At 64.4% G+C, this 17141-nt stretch carries 14 protein-coding genes, 2 tRNA genes and 1 rRNA gene; 12 read left to right on the forward strand and 5 right to left on the reverse strand.

Features of this window, described 5'->3' with window-relative positions; all coding sequences use genetic code 11:
• The first annotated feature begins 96 nt into the window (after positions 1-96).
• The 5 genes from CA260_RS00530 (at position 97) to CA260_RS00550 (ending at position 6101) form a co-directional block, all read left to right on the forward strand.
• Positions 97-837, forward strand: coding sequence for an SDR family oxidoreductase (locus CA260_RS00530; RefSeq protein ID WP_111980538.1), 741 nt, complete (start codon positions 97-99; stop codon positions 835-837).
• Between the two features lie 68 nt (positions 838-905).
• Positions 906-1805 carry an SDR family oxidoreductase gene (locus tag CA260_RS00535; protein ID WP_111980539.1) on the forward strand — a complete coding sequence of 300 codons (900 nt, stop codon included), beginning with the start codon at positions 906-908 and terminating at the stop codon, positions 1803-1805.
• Between the two features lie 261 nt (positions 1806-2066).
• Positions 2067-3272 (forward strand): bifunctional phosphopantothenoylcysteine decarboxylase/phosphopantothenate--cysteine ligase CoaBC, encoded by a 1206-nt coding sequence (gene coaBC / locus CA260_RS00540; RefSeq protein WP_111980540.1) that lies wholly within the window; start codon positions 2067-2069, stop codon positions 3270-3272.
• Positions 3269-3724 carry a dUTP diphosphatase gene (dut, locus tag CA260_RS00545; RefSeq protein WP_111980541.1) on the forward strand — a complete coding sequence of 152 codons (456 nt, stop codon included), beginning with the start codon at positions 3269-3271 and terminating at the stop codon, positions 3722-3724. The genes coaBC and dut overlap by 4 nt, the downstream gene beginning before the upstream one ends.
• 46 nt (positions 3725-3770) lie before the next feature.
• Positions 3771-6101: a phosphomannomutase/phosphoglucomutase gene (locus CA260_RS00550; RefSeq protein ID WP_111980542.1), complete on the forward strand. Its 2331-nt coding sequence runs from the start codon at positions 3771-3773 to the stop codon at positions 6099-6101.
• Positions 6102-6171: 70 nt separating this feature from the next.
• Here the strand turns inward: CA260_RS00550 and CA260_RS00555 are convergent, their stop codons facing one another.
• From CA260_RS00555 to CA260_RS00565, 3 genes are all read right to left on the reverse strand, one after another.
• Entirely contained in the window at positions 6172-6825 is a 654-nt protein-coding gene (locus tag CA260_RS00555; RefSeq protein ID WP_111980543.1) for a DUF4124 domain-containing protein, read from the reverse strand.
• A 109-nt stretch (positions 6826-6934) separates the two neighbouring features.
• Positions 6935-7582: an orotate phosphoribosyltransferase gene (gene pyrE / locus CA260_RS00560; RefSeq protein WP_111980544.1), complete on the reverse strand. Its 648-nt coding sequence runs from the start codon at positions 7580-7582 to the stop codon at positions 6935-6937.
• A gap of 22 nt (positions 7583-7604) precedes the next feature.
• The gene (locus CA260_RS00565) at positions 7605-8102 is read right to left on the reverse strand and encodes a GNAT family N-acetyltransferase (RefSeq protein ID WP_111980545.1); all 498 of its coding nucleotides are present in this window, start codon (positions 8100-8102) and stop codon (positions 7605-7607) included.
• A gap of 46 nt (positions 8103-8148) precedes the next feature.
• Between CA260_RS00565 and CA260_RS00570 the strand changes: the two genes are divergently transcribed.
• From CA260_RS00570 to CA260_RS00580, 3 genes are all read left to right on the forward strand, one after another.
• On the forward strand, positions 8149-8919 hold the full coding sequence (locus tag CA260_RS00570; protein ID WP_111982932.1) for an exodeoxyribonuclease III: 771 nt from the start codon (positions 8149-8151) through the stop codon (positions 8917-8919).
• The gene (locus tag CA260_RS00575; protein WP_425479667.1) at positions 8909-10234 is read left to right on the forward strand and encodes an AmpG family muropeptide MFS transporter; all 1326 of its coding nucleotides are present in this window, start codon (positions 8909-8911) and stop codon (positions 10232-10234) included. Before CA260_RS00570 ends, CA260_RS00575 begins: the two co-directional genes overlap by 11 nt.
• An 86-nt stretch (positions 10235-10320) precedes the next feature.
• Positions 10321-10620: a hypothetical protein gene (locus CA260_RS00580; RefSeq protein ID WP_111980546.1), complete on the forward strand. Its 300-nt coding sequence runs from the start codon at positions 10321-10323 to the stop codon at positions 10618-10620.
• On the opposite strand, the gene CA260_RS00585 is transcribed toward CA260_RS00580, so the two are convergent.
• Together CA260_RS00585 and CA260_RS00590 are read right to left on the reverse strand one after the other, a co-directional pair.
• Complete coding sequence (locus CA260_RS00585; RefSeq protein WP_111980547.1) at positions 10617-11735, reverse strand: anhydro-N-acetylmuramic acid kinase; 1119 nt, start codon at positions 11733-11735, stop codon at positions 10617-10619. The two genes, CA260_RS00580 and CA260_RS00585, sit on opposite strands and share 4 nt — an antisense overlap.
• A 6-nt stretch (positions 11736-11741) precedes the next feature.
• The gene (locus CA260_RS00590; RefSeq protein WP_111980548.1) at positions 11742-13181 is read right to left on the reverse strand and encodes an OapA family protein; all 1440 of its coding nucleotides are present in this window, start codon (positions 13179-13181) and stop codon (positions 11742-11744) included.
• Between the two features lie 183 nt (positions 13182-13364).
• Here CA260_RS00590 and tyrS point away from each other — a divergent pair, with 183 nt between their 5' ends.
• The 4 genes from tyrS (at position 13365) to CA260_RS00610 (ending at position 16940) form a co-directional block, all read left to right on the forward strand.
• Positions 13365-14576 (forward strand): tyrosine--tRNA ligase, encoded by a 1212-nt coding sequence (gene tyrS, locus CA260_RS00595; RefSeq protein ID WP_111980549.1) that lies wholly within the window; start codon positions 13365-13367, stop codon positions 14574-14576.
• A 455-nt stretch (positions 14577-15031) separates the two neighbouring features.
• Positions 15032-16576 (forward strand): 16S ribosomal RNA (locus CA260_RS00600).
• A 147-nt stretch (positions 16577-16723) separates the two neighbouring features.
• A tRNA-Ile gene (locus tag CA260_RS00605) sits at positions 16724-16800 on the forward strand.
• A gap of 64 nt (positions 16801-16864) precedes the next feature.
• Positions 16865-16940: transfer RNA gene (locus CA260_RS00610), tRNA-Ala, on the forward strand.
• Positions 16941-17141: the final 201 nt, after the last annotated feature.

The following is a 17141-nucleotide window of genomic DNA, read 5'->3' on the forward strand; positions in this document are numbered from 1 at the left end:
ATGATGTTGGCGAATTTCAGCAGATTATCCGTGAAGGGCAAAAGACCATCCTTTGCACACGCCGGCACCGCGCCGGTTCTCCCAGAGGATGTTTCCATGTCTGCCAACACTTCCAAGGTCGCCATCGTCACTGGTGCTTCCCGCGGCATCGGCGCCGCCGTGGCCGAACGCCTGGCCCACGATGGCTTTACCGTGGTCATCAACTACGCCGGCGATGCCGCCTCCGCCGAGGCGCTGGCGGGCAAGATCGAAGCGGCCGGTGGCCGTGCGGTGACCGCCCAGGCCGACGTGGCCGACCCGGCGGCGGTGCGCCGCCTGTTCGATGCGGCCGAAACCGCCTTTGGCGGCGTCGACGTGCTGGTCAACAATGCCGGGGTCATGCAGCTGGCGCCGCTGGCCGGCACCGACGACGAGCTGTTCGACCGCACCATCGCCATCAACCTCAAAGGCAGCTTCAACGCCATGCGCGAAGCAGGCAAGCGCATGCGCGACGGCGGTCGCATCATCAATTTCTCCACCAGCATCGTCGGCACGCTGCTGCCCACGTATGGCGTCTATGCCGCCACCAAGGCCGGCGTGGAGGCGATGACGCACATCATGGCGAAGGAGCTGCGCGGCCGCTCCATCACGGTAAACGCGGTGGCGCCGGGGCCGACGGCCACCGATCTGTTCCTCAAGGGCAAGACGCCCGAGCTGATCGATCAGCTGGCGAAGGTGGCGCCGCTGGAGCGCCTGGGCCAGCCCGAGGACATCGCCAACGTCGTGTCCTTCCTCGCCAGCCCGGAGGGCGGCTGGGTCAACGGCCAGGTATTGCGCGCCAACGGCGGCATGGTCTGAACCGGCACGCCCCTTCCTTCTTGGTCAAAGCGCTTCGCCGCGAGCGGTGAAGCCTCCTGGAGATTCCCATGCAGAACATCATCGTGATTACCGGCGCGTCGAGCGGCTTTGGCCTGATGACGGCGCGCGCTCTCGCCCATGCGGGCCATACGGTCTATGCAGGCATGCGCGAAACCGCGGGACGCAACGCGCCGCGCGTCGCTGAGATGCAGCAGTACGCGAGCGAGCAGGGTATCGACCTGCGCCCCATCGAGATGGATGTCGCTTCGCAGGCGTCGGTGGATGCCGCCATCGCGCAGATCGTCGCGGCGCATGAGCGTCTCGACGTGGTGGTGCACAACGCGGGGCACATGTCGTACGGGCCGGCGGAAGCGTTCACGCCCGAGCAGTTCGCCGCGCTCTACGACGTCAACGTGCTGAGCACGCAGCGCGTGAATCGTGCCGCGTTGCCGCAGCTGCGCAAGCAGGGGCGCGGCCTGGTGGTGTGGGTGTCGTCGAGCAGCACGCGTGGCGGCACGCCGCCGTATCTGGCGCCGTATTTCGCCGCCAAGGCGGGCATGGACGCGCTGGCGGTGAGTTATGCGGGCGAGCTGGCGCGCTGGGGTATCGAGACCTCCATCGTCGTGCCTGGCGCCTTCACCCAGGGCACCAATCATTTCGCCCACGCCGGTGCCCCGGCCGACGAGGCGGTGGCGAAAGCGTATGCGGAAGGCCCGACTTCCGATTTCAGCGAGGTCGCCTTCAAGGGGCTGGCCGCGCTGGAACCGGCCGATGCCGATCCGCAGGCGGTGGCCGATGCGATCGTCGCCGTGGTCGATGCGCCGTTCGGCAGGCGGCCGTTCCGTGTGCATGTCGACCCTTCGCAGGACGGCGCCGAAATCGTCAACGGTGTGGCCGACCGTGTGAGGGCGGAACTGCTGCGCCGCATCGGGCTGGAGGACATCCTCCATCCCCGCGTGGTGGCCTGATGATTTAGCCCCTCTCCCGTCGGCGACCCGAAGGTAGTCCCTGTGGGAGAGAGGGGTTGGGGAGAGGGTGCGGGGCTTGCGTAGCCTGACAAGGTTCGCTCCGCCCGCACCCTCATCCGGCTGCGATCGAAGGGAGTCCCCGTGGGGCCGCCACCTTCTCCCAGCGGGAGAAGGGTTCACACGCTGGCCCGCGCCTCTGTCACCGAGCCACACTGACGATTCCGGTAAGCTACCAGCCATAACGTTTGTCAGGCCTACACCATGAGTCTTGCCCAACGCCGCATCCTGCTGGGCGTATCCGGCGGCATTGCCGCCTACAAGTCCTGCGAACTGGTCCGTCGCCTGCGCGATCTCGGTGCCGAGGTGCGCGTGGTGATGACCGAAGGCGCCACGCATTTCGTCAGCGCCACCACCTTCCAGGCGCTGTCCGGCCAACCCGTGCGCATGAGTCTGTGGGATGCGGAAGCCGAAGCGGCGATGGGCCATATCGAACTGGCGCGCTGGGCCGAGCGCATCCTGATCGCTCCGGCCAGCGCCGATCTCATCGCACGCCTCGCCCATGGCCTCGCCAATGACCTGCTGACCACCGTCTGCCTTGCCAGCGCGGCGCCGCTCTATGTGGCGCCGGCGATGAACCAGCAGATGTGGGCGCATCCGGCCGTGCAGGCCAACGTCGATACGCTGCGCCAGCGCGGCGTGCACCTGCTCGGCCCCGCCTCCGGCGACCAGGCCTGCGGTGACATCGGTTCGGGCCGCATGCTGGAGCCGATGGAGCTGCGCGAAGCGATGGTCGCGTCGTTAGGCCATGCCGTGCTGCGTGGACGCAAGGTGGTGGTGAGCGCGGGGCCGACCTATGAAGACATCGATCCCGTCCGCTTCATCGGCAACCGCAGTTCGGGCCGCATGGGCTTCGCCGTGGCCGAGGCCGCGGCGCAGGCCGGCGCCGAGGTGACGCTGGTGGCCGGTCCGGTGAGCTTGGCCACGCCACCGGGCGTGGCGCACCGCGTCGACGTACGCAGCGCGACCCAGATGCGTGACGCGGTGGTAGCCGCCACCGCGAATGCCGACATCTATATCGGCGCCGCCGCCGTGGGCGACTACCGCCCCGCCGAAGTGTCCGATCACAAGATCAAGAAGCGCGACGGCGCCGCCCTGGAACTGAGCCTGGCCGAGAATCCGGACATCCTCGGCACGCTGGCCGCGCAAACCGTGCGCCCCTTCTTGGTCGGATTCGCCGCGGAAACGCATGATGTGGAGCGCTACGCCCGCGACAAGCTCGCGCGCAAAGGATTGGACATGATCGCCGCCAACCAGGTCGGCGGCGGCCTCGGCTTCGAGGCCGCCGACAACGCACTCACCCTGTATGGTCCCGAGGGCGCCATCGAATTGCCGCGTGCCTCCAAGACGGAGCTGGCGCGCCAGCTGGTCGCGAAGATCGCCGAGCGTTACGCGGCGGTGCGCGGATGATTGATGTCGAACTGAAGATCCTCGATCCGCGCCTGGGCGACACCATCGAACTGCCGCAAGCAGCCACCGCCGGCAGCGCGGGCATGGACCTGCGCGCCGCCCTCGAGGCGCCGCTGACCCTGCAGCCGGGCGAAAGCGTACTGGTGCCCAGCGGCATGGCCATCCATATTGGCGATCCGGGCTGGTGCGCGCTCATCGTGCCGCGCTCGGGCCTGGGCCATAAGCACGGCCTGGTGATGGGCAACCTGGTCGGCGTGATCGACGCCGACTACCAGGGGCCGCTGATGATCTCGTGCTGGAACCGCGGCACCCAGCCCTACACCATCGCGGTGGGCGATCGCATTGCCCAGCTGCTGCTGGTGCCGGTGGCGCAGGCGCGATTGAAAGTGGTACAGGAATTCGCGCCATCGCAGAGGGGCGAGGGCGGTTTTGGTTCGACCGGAGTCAACTAGTTCCGCGCCACGGTGCGGAACCCGACAACCTGTGCGGGGACAGGGCATGGCGAAATTCATCAGCTTGGGCGGACAACCGCTGGCTGGACCGATCGACTGGCGACGCCTGCTGCCGTTGGCGGCAGGTACCTTGCTGCTGCTGCTCGGCCTGGGCTGCCTGTGGCAGACCTGGTTGATCGCGGACGAAAACAGCGCCATCGATCGCGTGCACGCCGCGCAAAAGCATGCCGCCGAAGCCGTGGCCGCCGAGGTCGCCGCCGAGCGTGGCCACATCGAAGCGGCAGTGAAGGCGTCCGATCCCGCCGCCCTGATGACCGACCCGGTCCAGGGCGCCGCAGCACTGCATCAATTGATTCCCCAGGCGCTCGCCGTGGACGTGTACAGCGGCAGCCTGGACGAAGTGCTGCATGCCAATTACCGCCAGTTCGGTTACGGCAAGGCCGCGCAGCTCATGGCTGCACAAACGGCGGATGGCAAACCGCTGGCCCAGACGCTGCCGGACAAGAATGGCCGCCTGCTGGGCCTGGTCGTGCCCGTCGGGCGGCCTGAGCATCCTCAGGGTTGGGTCTGGGTCGCGATGCCTTTTGCGCCGGTGCAGGAGCGCTTCGAATCCGTCCCCCCGGCGGGTGGTCGCCTGGAGCTGCGCCAAGGCGATGACCGCGGCGACCTGCGATTGCTCGCCTCCGGCAATCCGAGTGCCGAGCGCGAAGCGACGGGCCTGCCCATCGCGGAAACCACGCTTAGCGTGGTGGCCGCGTTGCCGCGCGCCTATATCGTGCTGCCGCGTGTCTGGCCACTGACTGGACTGTTGGCTCTGCTGTGCCTTGGCGGCGGTGTGTACCTGCTGTGGATGCGCAACCGCCTGGGCGTCCGTCGCGTGGTGGACACCGACGAACCGGTGTTCGCGGATCTCATCGAGAACCCGCCCGAACCTCCGCCGTCCGCTCCGGCCCGGCTCGCCGCCATCAAGGCAGCTGCGGCGCCGGCCGCGCCCGCGACGATCGATCCCACGATCTTCCGCACCTACGACGTGCGCGGCATCGTCGGCAAATCGCTGACGGTCGATGTGGCGCGCCTGCTGGGCCAGGCCATCGGCACGGTGATGCGTGAAAAGGGCCTGCACGAGATCGTGGTCGGCCGCGATGGCCGGACTTCCGGCCCGGAGCTGGCGGCGTCCCTCGCCGAAGGCCTGCGCACGGCGGGCATCGATGTGATCGACCTGGGAGCCGTGCCCACGCCCGTGGTGTATTTCGCCGCGTACCGTTTCAACACCGGCTGCGGCGTGGCGGTCACCGGCAGCCACAACCCGCCGGAATACAACGGCTTCAAGATCGTGGTCGGCGGCGAGACGTTGTCCGAAGGCGCCATCCAGGATCTCTACCAGCGCATCACGTCCGACCAGCTCTCGCGCGGCGAGAAGGGCGGCCTGCGCCACGTCGACGTCATTCCCGACTATGTCGATCGCGTCACCTCCGACGTGCAGGCGGAGCGCCGCCTCAAGGTGGTGATCGATGCCGGCAACGGCATCGCCGGCGCGGTGGCGCCGCAGGTGCTGGAAGGCATCGGCTGCGACGTGATTCCGCTCTACTGCGATGTGGACGGCAGCTTCCCGAACCATCACCCCGATCCGTCCGATCCGCACAACCTCGAAGACCTGATCTTCGCGGTGAAGCAGACCGGCGCCGATCTGGGCATCGCCTTCGACGGCGATGGCGATCGCCTGGGCGTGGTGACCAAGGCCGGCGAGATCATCTTCCCGGACCGCACGCTGATGCTGTTCGCGCGCGACGTGCTGTCGCGCCAGCCGGGCGCCACGGTCATCTACGACGTGAAGTGCACCGGCCATCTCAAGGGCGTCATTCTCGATGCCGGCGGCAGCCCGCTGATGTGGCGCACCGGCCATTCGCTGATGAAGGCGAAGATGCGCGAGACCGATGCGGAACTCGCGGGCGAGATGAGTGGCCACTTCTTCTTCAAGGAGCGCTGGTACGGCTTCGATGACGGCATCTATGCCGGCGCGCGACTGATGGAGATCCTGGCCGGCGACCTGGAAGAGCGCACGCCGGAAGAGATCTTCGCCACCTGTCCCAAGGGCGTGTCCACGCCGGAGCTGAAGGTGGAGATGCGCGAAGGCGAGCATTACCGTTTCATCGACGCGTTCCGCCAGAAGGCCGTGTTCGGCGACGCCACCCTCACCACCATCGACGGCGTGCGCGCCGACTGGCCGGATGGCTGGGGCCTCGTGCGCCCCTCCAATACCACGCCCGTCCTGGTGCTGCGCTTCGATGCGGACAACGAAGCGGCGCTCAAGCGCATCCAGGGCCTGTTCCGCTCGCAGCTGTTGGCGATCGATCCGTCGCTGAAGTTGCCGTTCTGACGGCAAAAGGCCTCGGGGTCACCGAGGCCTTTGTGGTTCGAAAGCGTTCTTCCGCCGGGCGGAATGCTGCTTACAGGCCCGAACGTTCCTTTTCCTTCGCGGCCTTCACGTCGCGATAGTGCTTCAGATCGTCGCCATTCTTCTTCTCGGCCGCGTCGCGTGCATTCAATTCACGCTCCAGCGTATCGCGCTGCTGCGTGACTACGTTGCGCTGCTTGGCGATGCTGTCGTTGAGCACTTTCGGCACCGGCTGCTTCGCACGTTCCAGGTCGCCGGCGCGCGTGAGCAGGTCGGTCAGCGCCTTTTCCTGGCTGCGCAGGTTGACGCGCGTGGTGCCGATCTGCTGGTCGAGGTTGTCCAGGCTCTGCTTCAGCGAGGTCGCATAGTCGTCCTCGGTGGGATAGGCGGCCAGCATCTGCGAATCGACGCGCGCGCGCTCCTGCGCCGCGCGCTGGTCGGCGGCCTGCTGATCGGCGACCTTCTTCGCCGCGGCGCGCTCCTCCGGATTGAGCTGGCGGTCGACGTGCTGCACCACCAGGCCACGATCGTTGACCAGGTCGTACCCGTACTTCAGCGCATCGGACGTCAGGCTGTCGCTGTAGTGCGGCAGCCCCGACGCGTCCTTCCAGCGGTAGCGGTAGCTGCTGGACGACGTCTTCTGTGCCTGCGCCTGCGCGCCGGCGGTCAGCGCGAGGACCGCGATGACGAGTAGTGCTTTACGCATGGAATTCCCCCTTGTGGGCGGAAGTATATCCAGCCGCATGGCGAGACCATGACGTTGCCACGGCTTCGCTGTCTCCAATGTGACCGGAGTCGCTGGGCTGCCGCGAGGTTCAGGCGTTGATGCCGTAGTGCTGGCGGTAGGCCACCAGCTTGGCGTGCTCGGCGGCGAGTTCGGGGCGCTCGCCCGCATAGGCCAGTACATCGCCCAGGCTGGTGATGGCGATGACAGGGATGCCGAATTCGGCGGTCACTTCCTGCGCCGCCGACATGGCACCCTGGCCGCGTTCCTGGCGATCGAGCGCGATCAGCACGCCGGCCGGCGTGGCGCCCTGTGCGCGGATCAACGCCAGCGATTCGCGCACGGCGGTGCCGGCGGTCATCACGTCGTCGACGATCAGCACGCGACCCTTCAGTGGCGCGCCGACCAGCACGCCGCCCTCGCCGTGGTCCTTGGCTTCCTTGCGGTTGTACGCCCAGGGCAGGTCGCGGTCGTGCGCGTCCGCCAGCGCGATGGCGGTGGCCGCGGCCAGTGCGATGCCCTTGTAGGCGGGGCCAAACAACATGTCGACCTCGATGCCCGAGTTCACCACTGCCGCGGCATAGGCGCGACCCAGCTGGGCCAGCGCGGCGCCGGAGTCGATGCGACCCATATTGAAGAAGTACGGGCTCTGGCGGCCGGACTTCAGCGTGAAGTCGCCGAAGCGCAGCACGTCGCGCTGCAGGGTGAGTTCGATGAAATCGCGCTGGTAATCGTGCACGGCGGTGTTCTCTCGATCGGGTTCAAAGGGGCAGGGCGCACAGCATCACGTGCTGCGGCCCCGAGCGCCCGCCATGGTACAGCCCACCGGTCTCCCGGAAGCCGGCGCGCCGGTAGAGCGCGAGGGCCGCCGTGTTGCGCAGGTTCACGGTCAGCACCACGTCGCGCATCTGCGGGTGGCGCTGCGCGAGATCGGCCAGGGCGGCGGCAAGCGCCCGTGCACCCAGGCCCTGGCCTTGCCAGCGCGCATCGATGAAGAACGAGCGCAGGCCCACCGTGGCGCGCTCGAAATCCATGTCGGCGATGCTGCGTGGCCGGTATTCCAGGCGATAGAAACCGATCGGTGCGCCATCGCGCAGTATCGCCATGGGCTCGCTGCCTTCGCAGGCCTCCGCGTCCACCAGCGACACCGCGATAGGGCCGACGAAATCGTACTGCGCCTCGTGCACCGCCAGTTCGAGCAGGGCGGAACGCAGGGACGCGTCGATGGGCTGGACGCGGATATCGGGATGGTCAGGCATGGTTGCTATGATGGCGCATCCACCGTACGTGAAGGACACGCCCGACATGCGCATCATCAGCCTCAACGCCAACGGCATCCGTTCGGCCGGCACCAAGGGCGTGTTCGAGTGGCTTCGCCAGCAGAAGGCCGACGTGGTCTGCCTGCAGGAAACCAAGTCGCAGGAAGACCAGCTCAGCGACCCGATGTTCCGCCCTGACGGCCACCATTGCTTCTATCGCGATGCCAGCAGCAAGAAGGGCTACAGCGGCGTGGCCATCTACGCCAAGCGTGAGCCGGACGAGGTGCGCACCGCGCTGGGCTGGGAACCGTTCGATTGCGAAGGTCGCTACATCGAAGCACGCTTCGGCAAGCTCAGCGTCGTGTCGCTGTACGTGCCGTCGGGTTCCTCCGGCGAAGAGCGCCAGACCTTCAAGTTCAAGGTGATGGACTGGATCGCGCCGGTCTTCGCCGAGTGGATGAAGAGCGGCCGCGACTACGTGCTGTGCGGTGACTGGAACATCGTGCGCAGCGAGCTGGACATCAAGAACTGGCGCTCCAACCAGAAGAACTCCGGCTGCCTGCCCGAAGAGCGCGCGTGGCTCAACGACCTGGTCGACAAGCACGGCTGGGTCGACAGTTACCGCACGCTGCATCCCAACGGCCAGGATTACACCTGGTGGTCCAATCGTGGCAACGCGCGCGCCAACGACGTGGGTTGGCGCATCGACTACCAGATCGTCACGCCGTCGCTGCGCGATCGCCTGAAGCGCTGCTCGATCTATCGCGACCAGCGCTTCTCCGACCATGCACCGTTCACGGTCGACTATGCCGACTGAGGCACAGCCGGCGGGCAAGCCGGCCAAGCTGCCTATCTGGCACGCGTTTGCCCAACCCGCCGCCTGGACCATGTTCCTGTTCGGTTTCTCGTCGGGGCTGCCGTTCCTGCTGGTCTCTTACACGGTGGCCATCTGGCTGAAAAAGCATGGCATCGTGCTCAAAGAGATCACGATGATCGCAAGCGCGGGCATGTTCTACGCGCTGAAGTTCCTGTGGGCGCCCTTGCTCGACCACGTGAAATTGCCGGGCGCGCTCGGGCGGCTGGGACAGCGGCGCAGCTGGCTGCTGCTCGCACAGGTCGCGGTGATGGCCGGCCTGGTGGCCATGGCCAACCTCACGCCCACGCAGCTGCCGCTATTCGTGGGGGCAACGCTGGTCGTGGCCTTCTTCGGGGCCACCCAAGACATTGCAGTGGATGCCTATCGCATCGAAATCGCGCCGACCTCCGACCAGGGCGCACTGGTGGCGACGTACTCGCTGGGGTATCGCATCGCGCTGATTGTCACGGGCGCCGGTGCGCTGATCCTCGCGGATCATTTCTCGTGGCCGATGATCTACGTGGTGTTTGCGTTGGCCATGCTGGTGCCGATCCTGGCAACGTTTGGTGCGCGCGAACCCGAGGTGGTGCGGACCACGCCGCGCAACTGGCGTGCCGCGATGCAGCTGAGCGTGATCGATCCGTTTGCGGATTTCTTCCGCCGCTACGGCTGGTTGCTGGCGAGCATCACGCTGCTCTTCATCCTGCTGTTCAAGATCCCCGAACAGGCGACGGTCGGTGGCGTAATGGGGCCGTTCTATCTCGACATGGGATTCACGACCACTCAAATCGGCGCCATTACGAAACTGTGGGGCGTGTGGATCGGCATCCTTGGCGTGTTCGTCGGTGGCGCCGCCGTGGCTCGCTGGGGCGCGTGGCGCAGCCTGGGCGTTTCGATGGTGCTGGCCGGCGCAAGCAACCTCGGCTACCTGTGGCTCATCGTGCATCCGGGCAATCTGGCGGTGCTGACGGCCGTCATTTCGGTGGAGAACTTCACGCTCGGTGTCCTCGGCCCGCCGATCGTGGCGTTTCTTTCCTCGCTGGTGAGCCGCGAGCACACGGCGACGCAGTACGCGCTGCTCAGCTCCATGGTCAACCTGCCCGGCAAGGTGCTCGGGTTCTTTGCCGGCGGCATCGCCATGGCGACGGGCTACGGCGGCTATTTCGTACTCACGGTGGTTTCCATCATTCCGGCCACGCTGCTCTTCGCCTACCTCTGGCCCCGTTTCAGCAAGGACCGCCCCGGCGACGCCAAGTCGGAAGAAACTGCGGCCTGAATCGGCCAAGAGGTCGATACATTCCCTCTTGCCCCTGTGCCAAGATAATTCGCACAGGGGGCTTATGACTGTGGAAGGGGGAGTCCATGCCGGACCTCGTCATTCGCCATATCGACAATCTCATGGCCGAGCGCATCAAGGCGCTGGCCAAGGAGCGGCAGTGGTCGATCAATGACGTGGTGCTGCATGCACTGCGGCATGGCCTGGGCATGGCCGCGACCAACCTGTTTGCCGAAACCATGCTCGATCCGGGCGAGCTCACCACCTTGGCAGGCCAATGGGATGCGGGCGAAAAGGCGGCCTTCCAGGAAGCCGTGCTGGCGCTCTCACGCACCACGCCGACCCAGCTGGCGCCGGTGCATCGGGTTCTCGACGACGAGAATTAACGCGGCGCGGGATACACCGCGCCCAGCACGCGCGGACCGCGCGCGCCCGTGACCGCCGGCAGGTTGCCGGGCAATCCGAGCAAACGCTGGCGAGCTAGCCACGCAAAGGCAGTGGCCTCCAGATAATCGGGATCGATCCCATGCTCGGCCGTGGTGGTGACGTCGCGCGTCGGCATCAGCTCGCCCAGCCGTCGCATCAGTACACCGTTGTGGACGCCGCCGCCGCAGGCGAGTACGTCGCCGGCGTCCGGCGCATGGCGTTCGATCGCATCGGCGATGCTGCGCGCGGAAAGCTCCAGCAAGGTGGCCTGCACATCGGCCGGCGCAAGGACTGCCACGCGTTCATGCGCGTCGAGCCAGGCGAGATGGAAATGCTCGCGGCCCGTGCTCTTGGGGGGCGCCATCGCGAAGTAGGTATCGGCGAGGAGCGCGGAAAGCAGCGCGTCATCCGTCTGCCCCGAGGCTGCGAAAGCACCCTCCGCGTCGTAAGCCAGGCCACGATGGCGCAGGCACCACGCATCCATCAGGCCATTGGCCGGGCCCGTGTCGAAGCCGAACACACGACCGTCCGCATCCAGCACGGTGATATTGGCGATGCCGCCGAGGTTCAGCACGACCCGCGTCCGTCCCGGCCGCGCCAGCAACATGGCATGCACGGCCGGCAACAGCGGCGCACCCTGGCCGCCTGCAGCGACATCTGCGCGCCGGAAATCCGCAACCACGTCGACGCCGCAACGCTCCGCAATCACCGCCGGGTCGCCGACCTGCAAGGTGAAGGGATGCTCGCCGGTGGGCCGATGGCGCAGCGTCTGTCCGTGCGAGCCGATCGCACGCACCGCAGAGGCATGTTGCGCATGGCGGGCAAGCAGGGCCTGCGCGGCATCGGCGAAGCACTGGCCGATCGCGACGTCGAGGCGCCCATAGGCATCCAGATCCAGCCGCGTTTCATCCTGCGCCACGGCGAGAATGCGCGCACGCAACTCCGCCGGCCAGGGGTGCGCCAAGGCATCGATCAGTTGTGGCTTGTCGTCCTCGAAACGCACCAGCGCGGCATCGATGCCGTCGGCGCTGGTGCCCGAGATCAGGCCGAGATAAAGCGCCGAGGCGTCGTCCACGGATGATCAGTCGTCGGTGCGCGTATTGCCGCTGGCGCGGGCCATCTTGATGTTGGTGTCCAGCGTCTTCAGGCGCGCCAGCTGCGGCTGCACCACCTGCGACTTGAACCTGGCCAGCTGCGCGGCGGGCAGCGGCTCGGGCTTGGGCAGCGTCACCGTCTGCGGATCGCGCTGCACGTCGTTGACGCGGAATTCGTAATGCAGATGCGGGCCGGTGGCGAGGCCGGTCATGCCGACGTAGCCGATCACCTGGCCCTGGCTCACGCGCTGGCCCACCTTTTCATTGGCGAACTTCGACATGTGGCCATAAGCGGTGCTGATCGAACCGTTGTGCTGCACGATCACGAAGTTGCCGTAACCGTTCATCCAGCCCTTGTACTTGATCACGCCATCGCCGGCCGCATGGATCGGCGTGCCGGTCGGTGCCGCGTAATCCACGCCCTTGTGCGCGCGCATCAGCCCCAGCACCGGATGCATGCGCGCGGCGCTGAACTGCGAAGAGATGCGGGTGAAATCCACCGGAATGCGCAGGAACGATTTCTGGATCGGGCGGCCGTCTTCGCTGAACCAGCCGTAGCTGCCGTCTTCCTTCTTGAAGCGATAGGCGGTGTAGCGCTGGCCCTGGTTGACGAACTCCGCCGCCACGATGTCGCCTTCGCGCAGGTAGGCGCCGTCGCGATACACGTCGTCGTAGATCACCGTGAAGCTGTCGCCTTCGCGCAGGTCCTGCACGAAGTCGATGTCGTATTTGAAGAGGTCGGCGAGCTTGAGCACCATCTGGTTCGTCATGCCGGCCTTCGAGGCCGCGGCGAACAGCGAGCTGTCGATGGTGCCGTGCGCGACGTGCTCGCGGCGATCCACCTCGCGTGCCTGCGCCGTCACCGTGGCCTTGTCGCCGTCGAAGCGCATGATGGTGCGGTTCGCTTCGTCCTTGTCGAAGCGGATGCCCTTCAGGCTGCCGTCGCTGTCGAGCAGGAAGTCGAACTCCTGACCCGGGCTGATATGGTGCAGCGCCTTCGCGTCGCCCGACTGATCCACCACATGCTGCACGTCGGTGAGGCTCAGGCCCTGGCTCTGGAACAGATCCGACAGCGTCTGGCCCGGCTGCACCTGCACGATGTGCCAGTCTTCGACGTCAGGCGTGTGGGCGATGTCGGGCGCGGCCTTGGGCAAGGCGAGCGGCAACATCGCATGCGCGGTGGACACCGTGTCCGGGCGCATCGCGCTGGCCCACGCGGGAATAAGGAAGCCGGAAACCGCCGTGATCAGCAGCGCCGTACCTGCCAGCATCCAGCGTTCGCGATGCCAGCGGATCGGCTCCGCTTCACCATGGCAACCAAACGACCAATGGGCACAACGCTCATAAAAGTGAGAGTGGCGACGCTGCGCCTTGCGACGCATGGCCAATTTGCGCGCTGAACGCGCGGTCGTGTTCCTCTCACCCATGCCCGGTGTTCCCCAGGTACCAAAATTCTAATTGGCGCGTACCATAGCGGCCTTGTGTAAAGAGCGTCAACGCCTTTTCCATCAATGAGTTGCGATATTTTTTTGGTTAACGCACACTTAACGGAACCGCCCCGGAAACCGTGATTTCCGCCGCAGTCCAGACAACGAAAATTTGAGGAATACATGAACGAGCTTGAGCAGGCGCTGGCCACGATCGCGCGCGGCGCCGACGAAATCATCAAGCAGGAGGAACTCGTCGAGCGACTCAAGCTGGGCCGTCCGCTGCGCATCAAGGCCGGTTTCGACCCGACGGCACCCGACCTGCACCTGGGCCACACGGTGCTGCTCAACAAGATGCGCCAGTTCCAGGATCTGGGGCATCAGGTGATTTTCCTGATCGGCGACTTCACCGGCATGATCGGCGACCCGACCGGCAAGAACGTCACGCGCAAGCCACTCAGCCGCGAAGACGTGCTCGCCAACGCCGAGACCTATGCGGAACAGGTCTACAAGGTGCTGGACAAGGAACGTACCGAGCTGCGCTTCAATTCCGAATGGTTCGGCCAGATGAGCGCCGCCGACATGATCAAGCTCGCCGCCCAGCACACGGTGGCACGCATGCTCGAGCGCGATGACTTCTCCAAGCGCTTCGCCGGCCAGCAGCCCATAGCCATCCACGAATTCCTCTATCCGCTGGTGCAGGGCTATGACTCGGTCGCGCTGAACGCCGACCTCGAGCTCGGCGGCACCGACCAGAAGTTCAACCTGCTGGTGGGCCGCGCCCTGCAGGAACACCACGGCCAGCCGCCGCAGATCGTGCTGACCATGCCCCTGCTCGAAGGCCTGGACGGCGTCAACAAGATGTCCAAGTCGCTGGGCAACTACATCGGCATCAACGAGCCCGCCATCGACATCGTCACCAAGACGCTGAAGATCGGCGATGACCTGATGTGGCGCTGGTTCGAGCTGCTCAGCTTCGAAACCTCGCTGGACGACATCGCGCGCATGAAGCAGGAAGTGGCCAGCGGCGCGCTCAACCCGCGCGACGCCAAGCTCAAGCTGGCGCGAGAACTGGCCACGCGCTTCCATGACGCCGCCGCCGCCGAGCAGGCCATCGCCGGCTGGCATGCCGTCGTCCGCGGCGAAGGCGACACCAGCCTGCTTCCACTGACCGAAATTGCCGTGCCTGCAGAAGGCCTGCGCTTGCCTGCACTACTGACGGCAGCAGGACTTACGCCGAGCAACGCGGAAGCGAATCGCAAGCTCAAGGAACGCGCCGTGCGCATCGATGCAGAAGTCGTCGAAGATGCGCAACGCGTGTTTTCCCCTGGTTTTGAAGGGGTTTTGCAGATCGGCAAGCGCAACTTCGCTCGTGTGTTGTTGACGCTTGCATGAGTCGAACGCGGCGGCGCAACGTCGTCGCGATGCGTCGATGAAGCGATGTTTCGCGTGAGAACAACGTCTTACGCGAAACATCAAAAATAAATTCAAAAATGGCTTGTCAAAGGTGGGGTGCCTCCCTATTATTCGCCTCCCGCCGCTGGCATCGCCCTCCGGACGGCAACATCGAAAGCAAAAATTCTTCGCTAGCGGTGTTGACGGACAGGAAAAACGATGTAAGATGAGCGGCTCACTCGGAACGAAATGTTCCAACGCGGTAACGGCAACGGCCCGCAAGTGATTGAGATCTTTGACAGTGTGCGCAGGTGACTTGTGTGGGCGCCTTGCGGTGGATGACTGAATGTCAAACATATGCAAGCGTCTAACCTAAGAGTCAATTCAAAAGCTTGACGTTTATGGTTAGGACATACGCTTCAGAAAGATAGATCAGCTTCGGTTGATCGAAAACTTAAGTGAAGAGTTTGATCCTGGCTCAGATTGAACGCTGGCGGCATGCCTAACACATGCAAGTCGAACGGCAGCACAGTAGAGCTTGCTCTATGGGTGGCGAGTGGCGGACGGGTGAGTAATGCATCGGGATCTACCCAAACGTGGGGGATAACGTAGGGAAACTTACGCTAATACCGCATACGTCCTATGGGAGAAAGCGGGGGATCGCAAGACCTCGCGCGGTTGGACGAACCGATGTGCGATTAGCTAGTTGGTAGGGTAATGGCCTACCAAGGCGACGATCGCTAGCTGGTCTGAGAGGATGATCAGCCACACTGGAACTGAGACACGGTCCAGACTCCTACGGGAGGCAGCAGTGGGGAATATTGGACAATGGGCGCAAGCCTGATCCAGCAATGCCGCGTGTGTGAAGAAGGCCTTCGGGTTGTAAAGCACTTTTATCAGGAGCGAAATGCCATTGGTTAATACCCGGTGGAGCTGACGGTACCTGAGGAATAAGCACCGGCTAACTTCGTGCCAGCAGCCGCGGTAATACGAAGGGTGCAAGCGTTAATCGGAATTACTGGGCGTAAAGCGTGCGTAGGCGGTGACTTAAGTCTGTTGTGAAATCCCCGGGCTCAACCTGGGAATGGCAATGGATACTGGGTCGCTAGAGTGTGATAGAGGATGGTGGAATTCCCGGTGTAGCGGTGAAATGCGTAGAGATCGGGAGGAACATCAGTGGCGAAGGCGGCCATCTGGATCAACACTGACGCTGAGGCACGAAAGCGTGGGGAGCAAACAGGATTAGATACCCTGGTAGTCCACGCCCTAAACGATGCGAACTGGATGTTGGTCTCAACTCGGAGATCAGTGTCGAAGCTAACGCGTTAAGTTCGCCGCCTGGGGAGTACGGTCGCAAGACTGAAACTCAAAGGAATTGACGGGGGCCCGCACAAGCGGTGGAGTATGTGGTTTAATTCGATGCAACGCGAAGAACCTTACCTGGCCTTGACATGTCTGGAATCCTGCAGAGATGCGGGAGTGCCTTCGGGAATCAGAACACAGGTGCTGCATGGCTGTCGTCAGCTCGTGTCGTGAGATGTTGGGTTAAGTCCCGCAACGAGCGCAACCCTTGTCCTTAGTTGCCAGCACGTAATGGTGGGAACTCTAAGGAGACTGCCGGTGACAAACCGGAGGAAGGTGGGGATGACGTCAAGTCATCATGGCCCTTACGGCCAGGGCTACACACGTACTACAATGGTCGGTACAGAGGGTTGCAATACCGCGAGGTGGAGCCAATCCCAGAAAGCCGATCCCAGTCCGGATCGAAGTCTGCAACTCGACTTCGTGAAGTCGGAATCGCTAGTAATCGCAGATCAGCTATGCTGCGGTGAATACGTTCCCGGGCCTTGTACACACCGCCCGTCACACCATGGGAGTGAGTTGCTCCAGAAGCCGTTAGTCTAACCGCAAGGGGGACGACGACCACGGAGTGGTTCATGACTGGGGTGAAGTCGTAACAAGGTAGCCGTATCGGAAGGTGCGGCTGGATCACCTCCTTTCGAGATCGACATCTTTCTCCCCGCAAGACGTCCACACAAGACACCTGCACTTCAATTTTCACGCGACATCCGCGCCGCCACGGTCTGGGATTCGGTCACGCTTCAACGAAGCGGGCCGCCAGGACGGCGGCCTGGACATATGCTCCCGGGTCTGTAGCTCAGGTGGTTAGAGCGCACCCCTGATAAGGGTGAGGCCGGTGGTTCGAGTCCTCCCAGACCCACCATCACCGGACGCCGATCCATCGGCAAGAGCCCGACCATCCCTGGTCGGACTTTTCACCAAGCCCTGGGGCCATAGCTCAGCTGGGAGAGCACCTGCTTTGCAAGCAGGGGGTCGTCAGTTCGATCCTGACTGGCTCCACCATTTGGTGACACGACGTGAAATGAAGGCAGCGCACACATAAAGATTTAGAAACGAGGCGGCACTGTGGCCGTTCTTGTGTTCTTTGAAAATGTAAACGAGTGACAAGCGTTTTGGTTCGAAACCGAACCGAGATGTGTCGTTGAGGCAATTAAGCGAACGCGTTGTTTGGAAATATCATCCCGAGGCGACTTGGGGTTATAT

The sequence above is a fragment of the Dyella jiangningensis genome (assembly GCF_003264855.1).
Taxonomy (GTDB): domain Bacteria; phylum Pseudomonadota; class Gammaproteobacteria; order Xanthomonadales; family Rhodanobacteraceae; genus Dyella; species Dyella jiangningensis_C.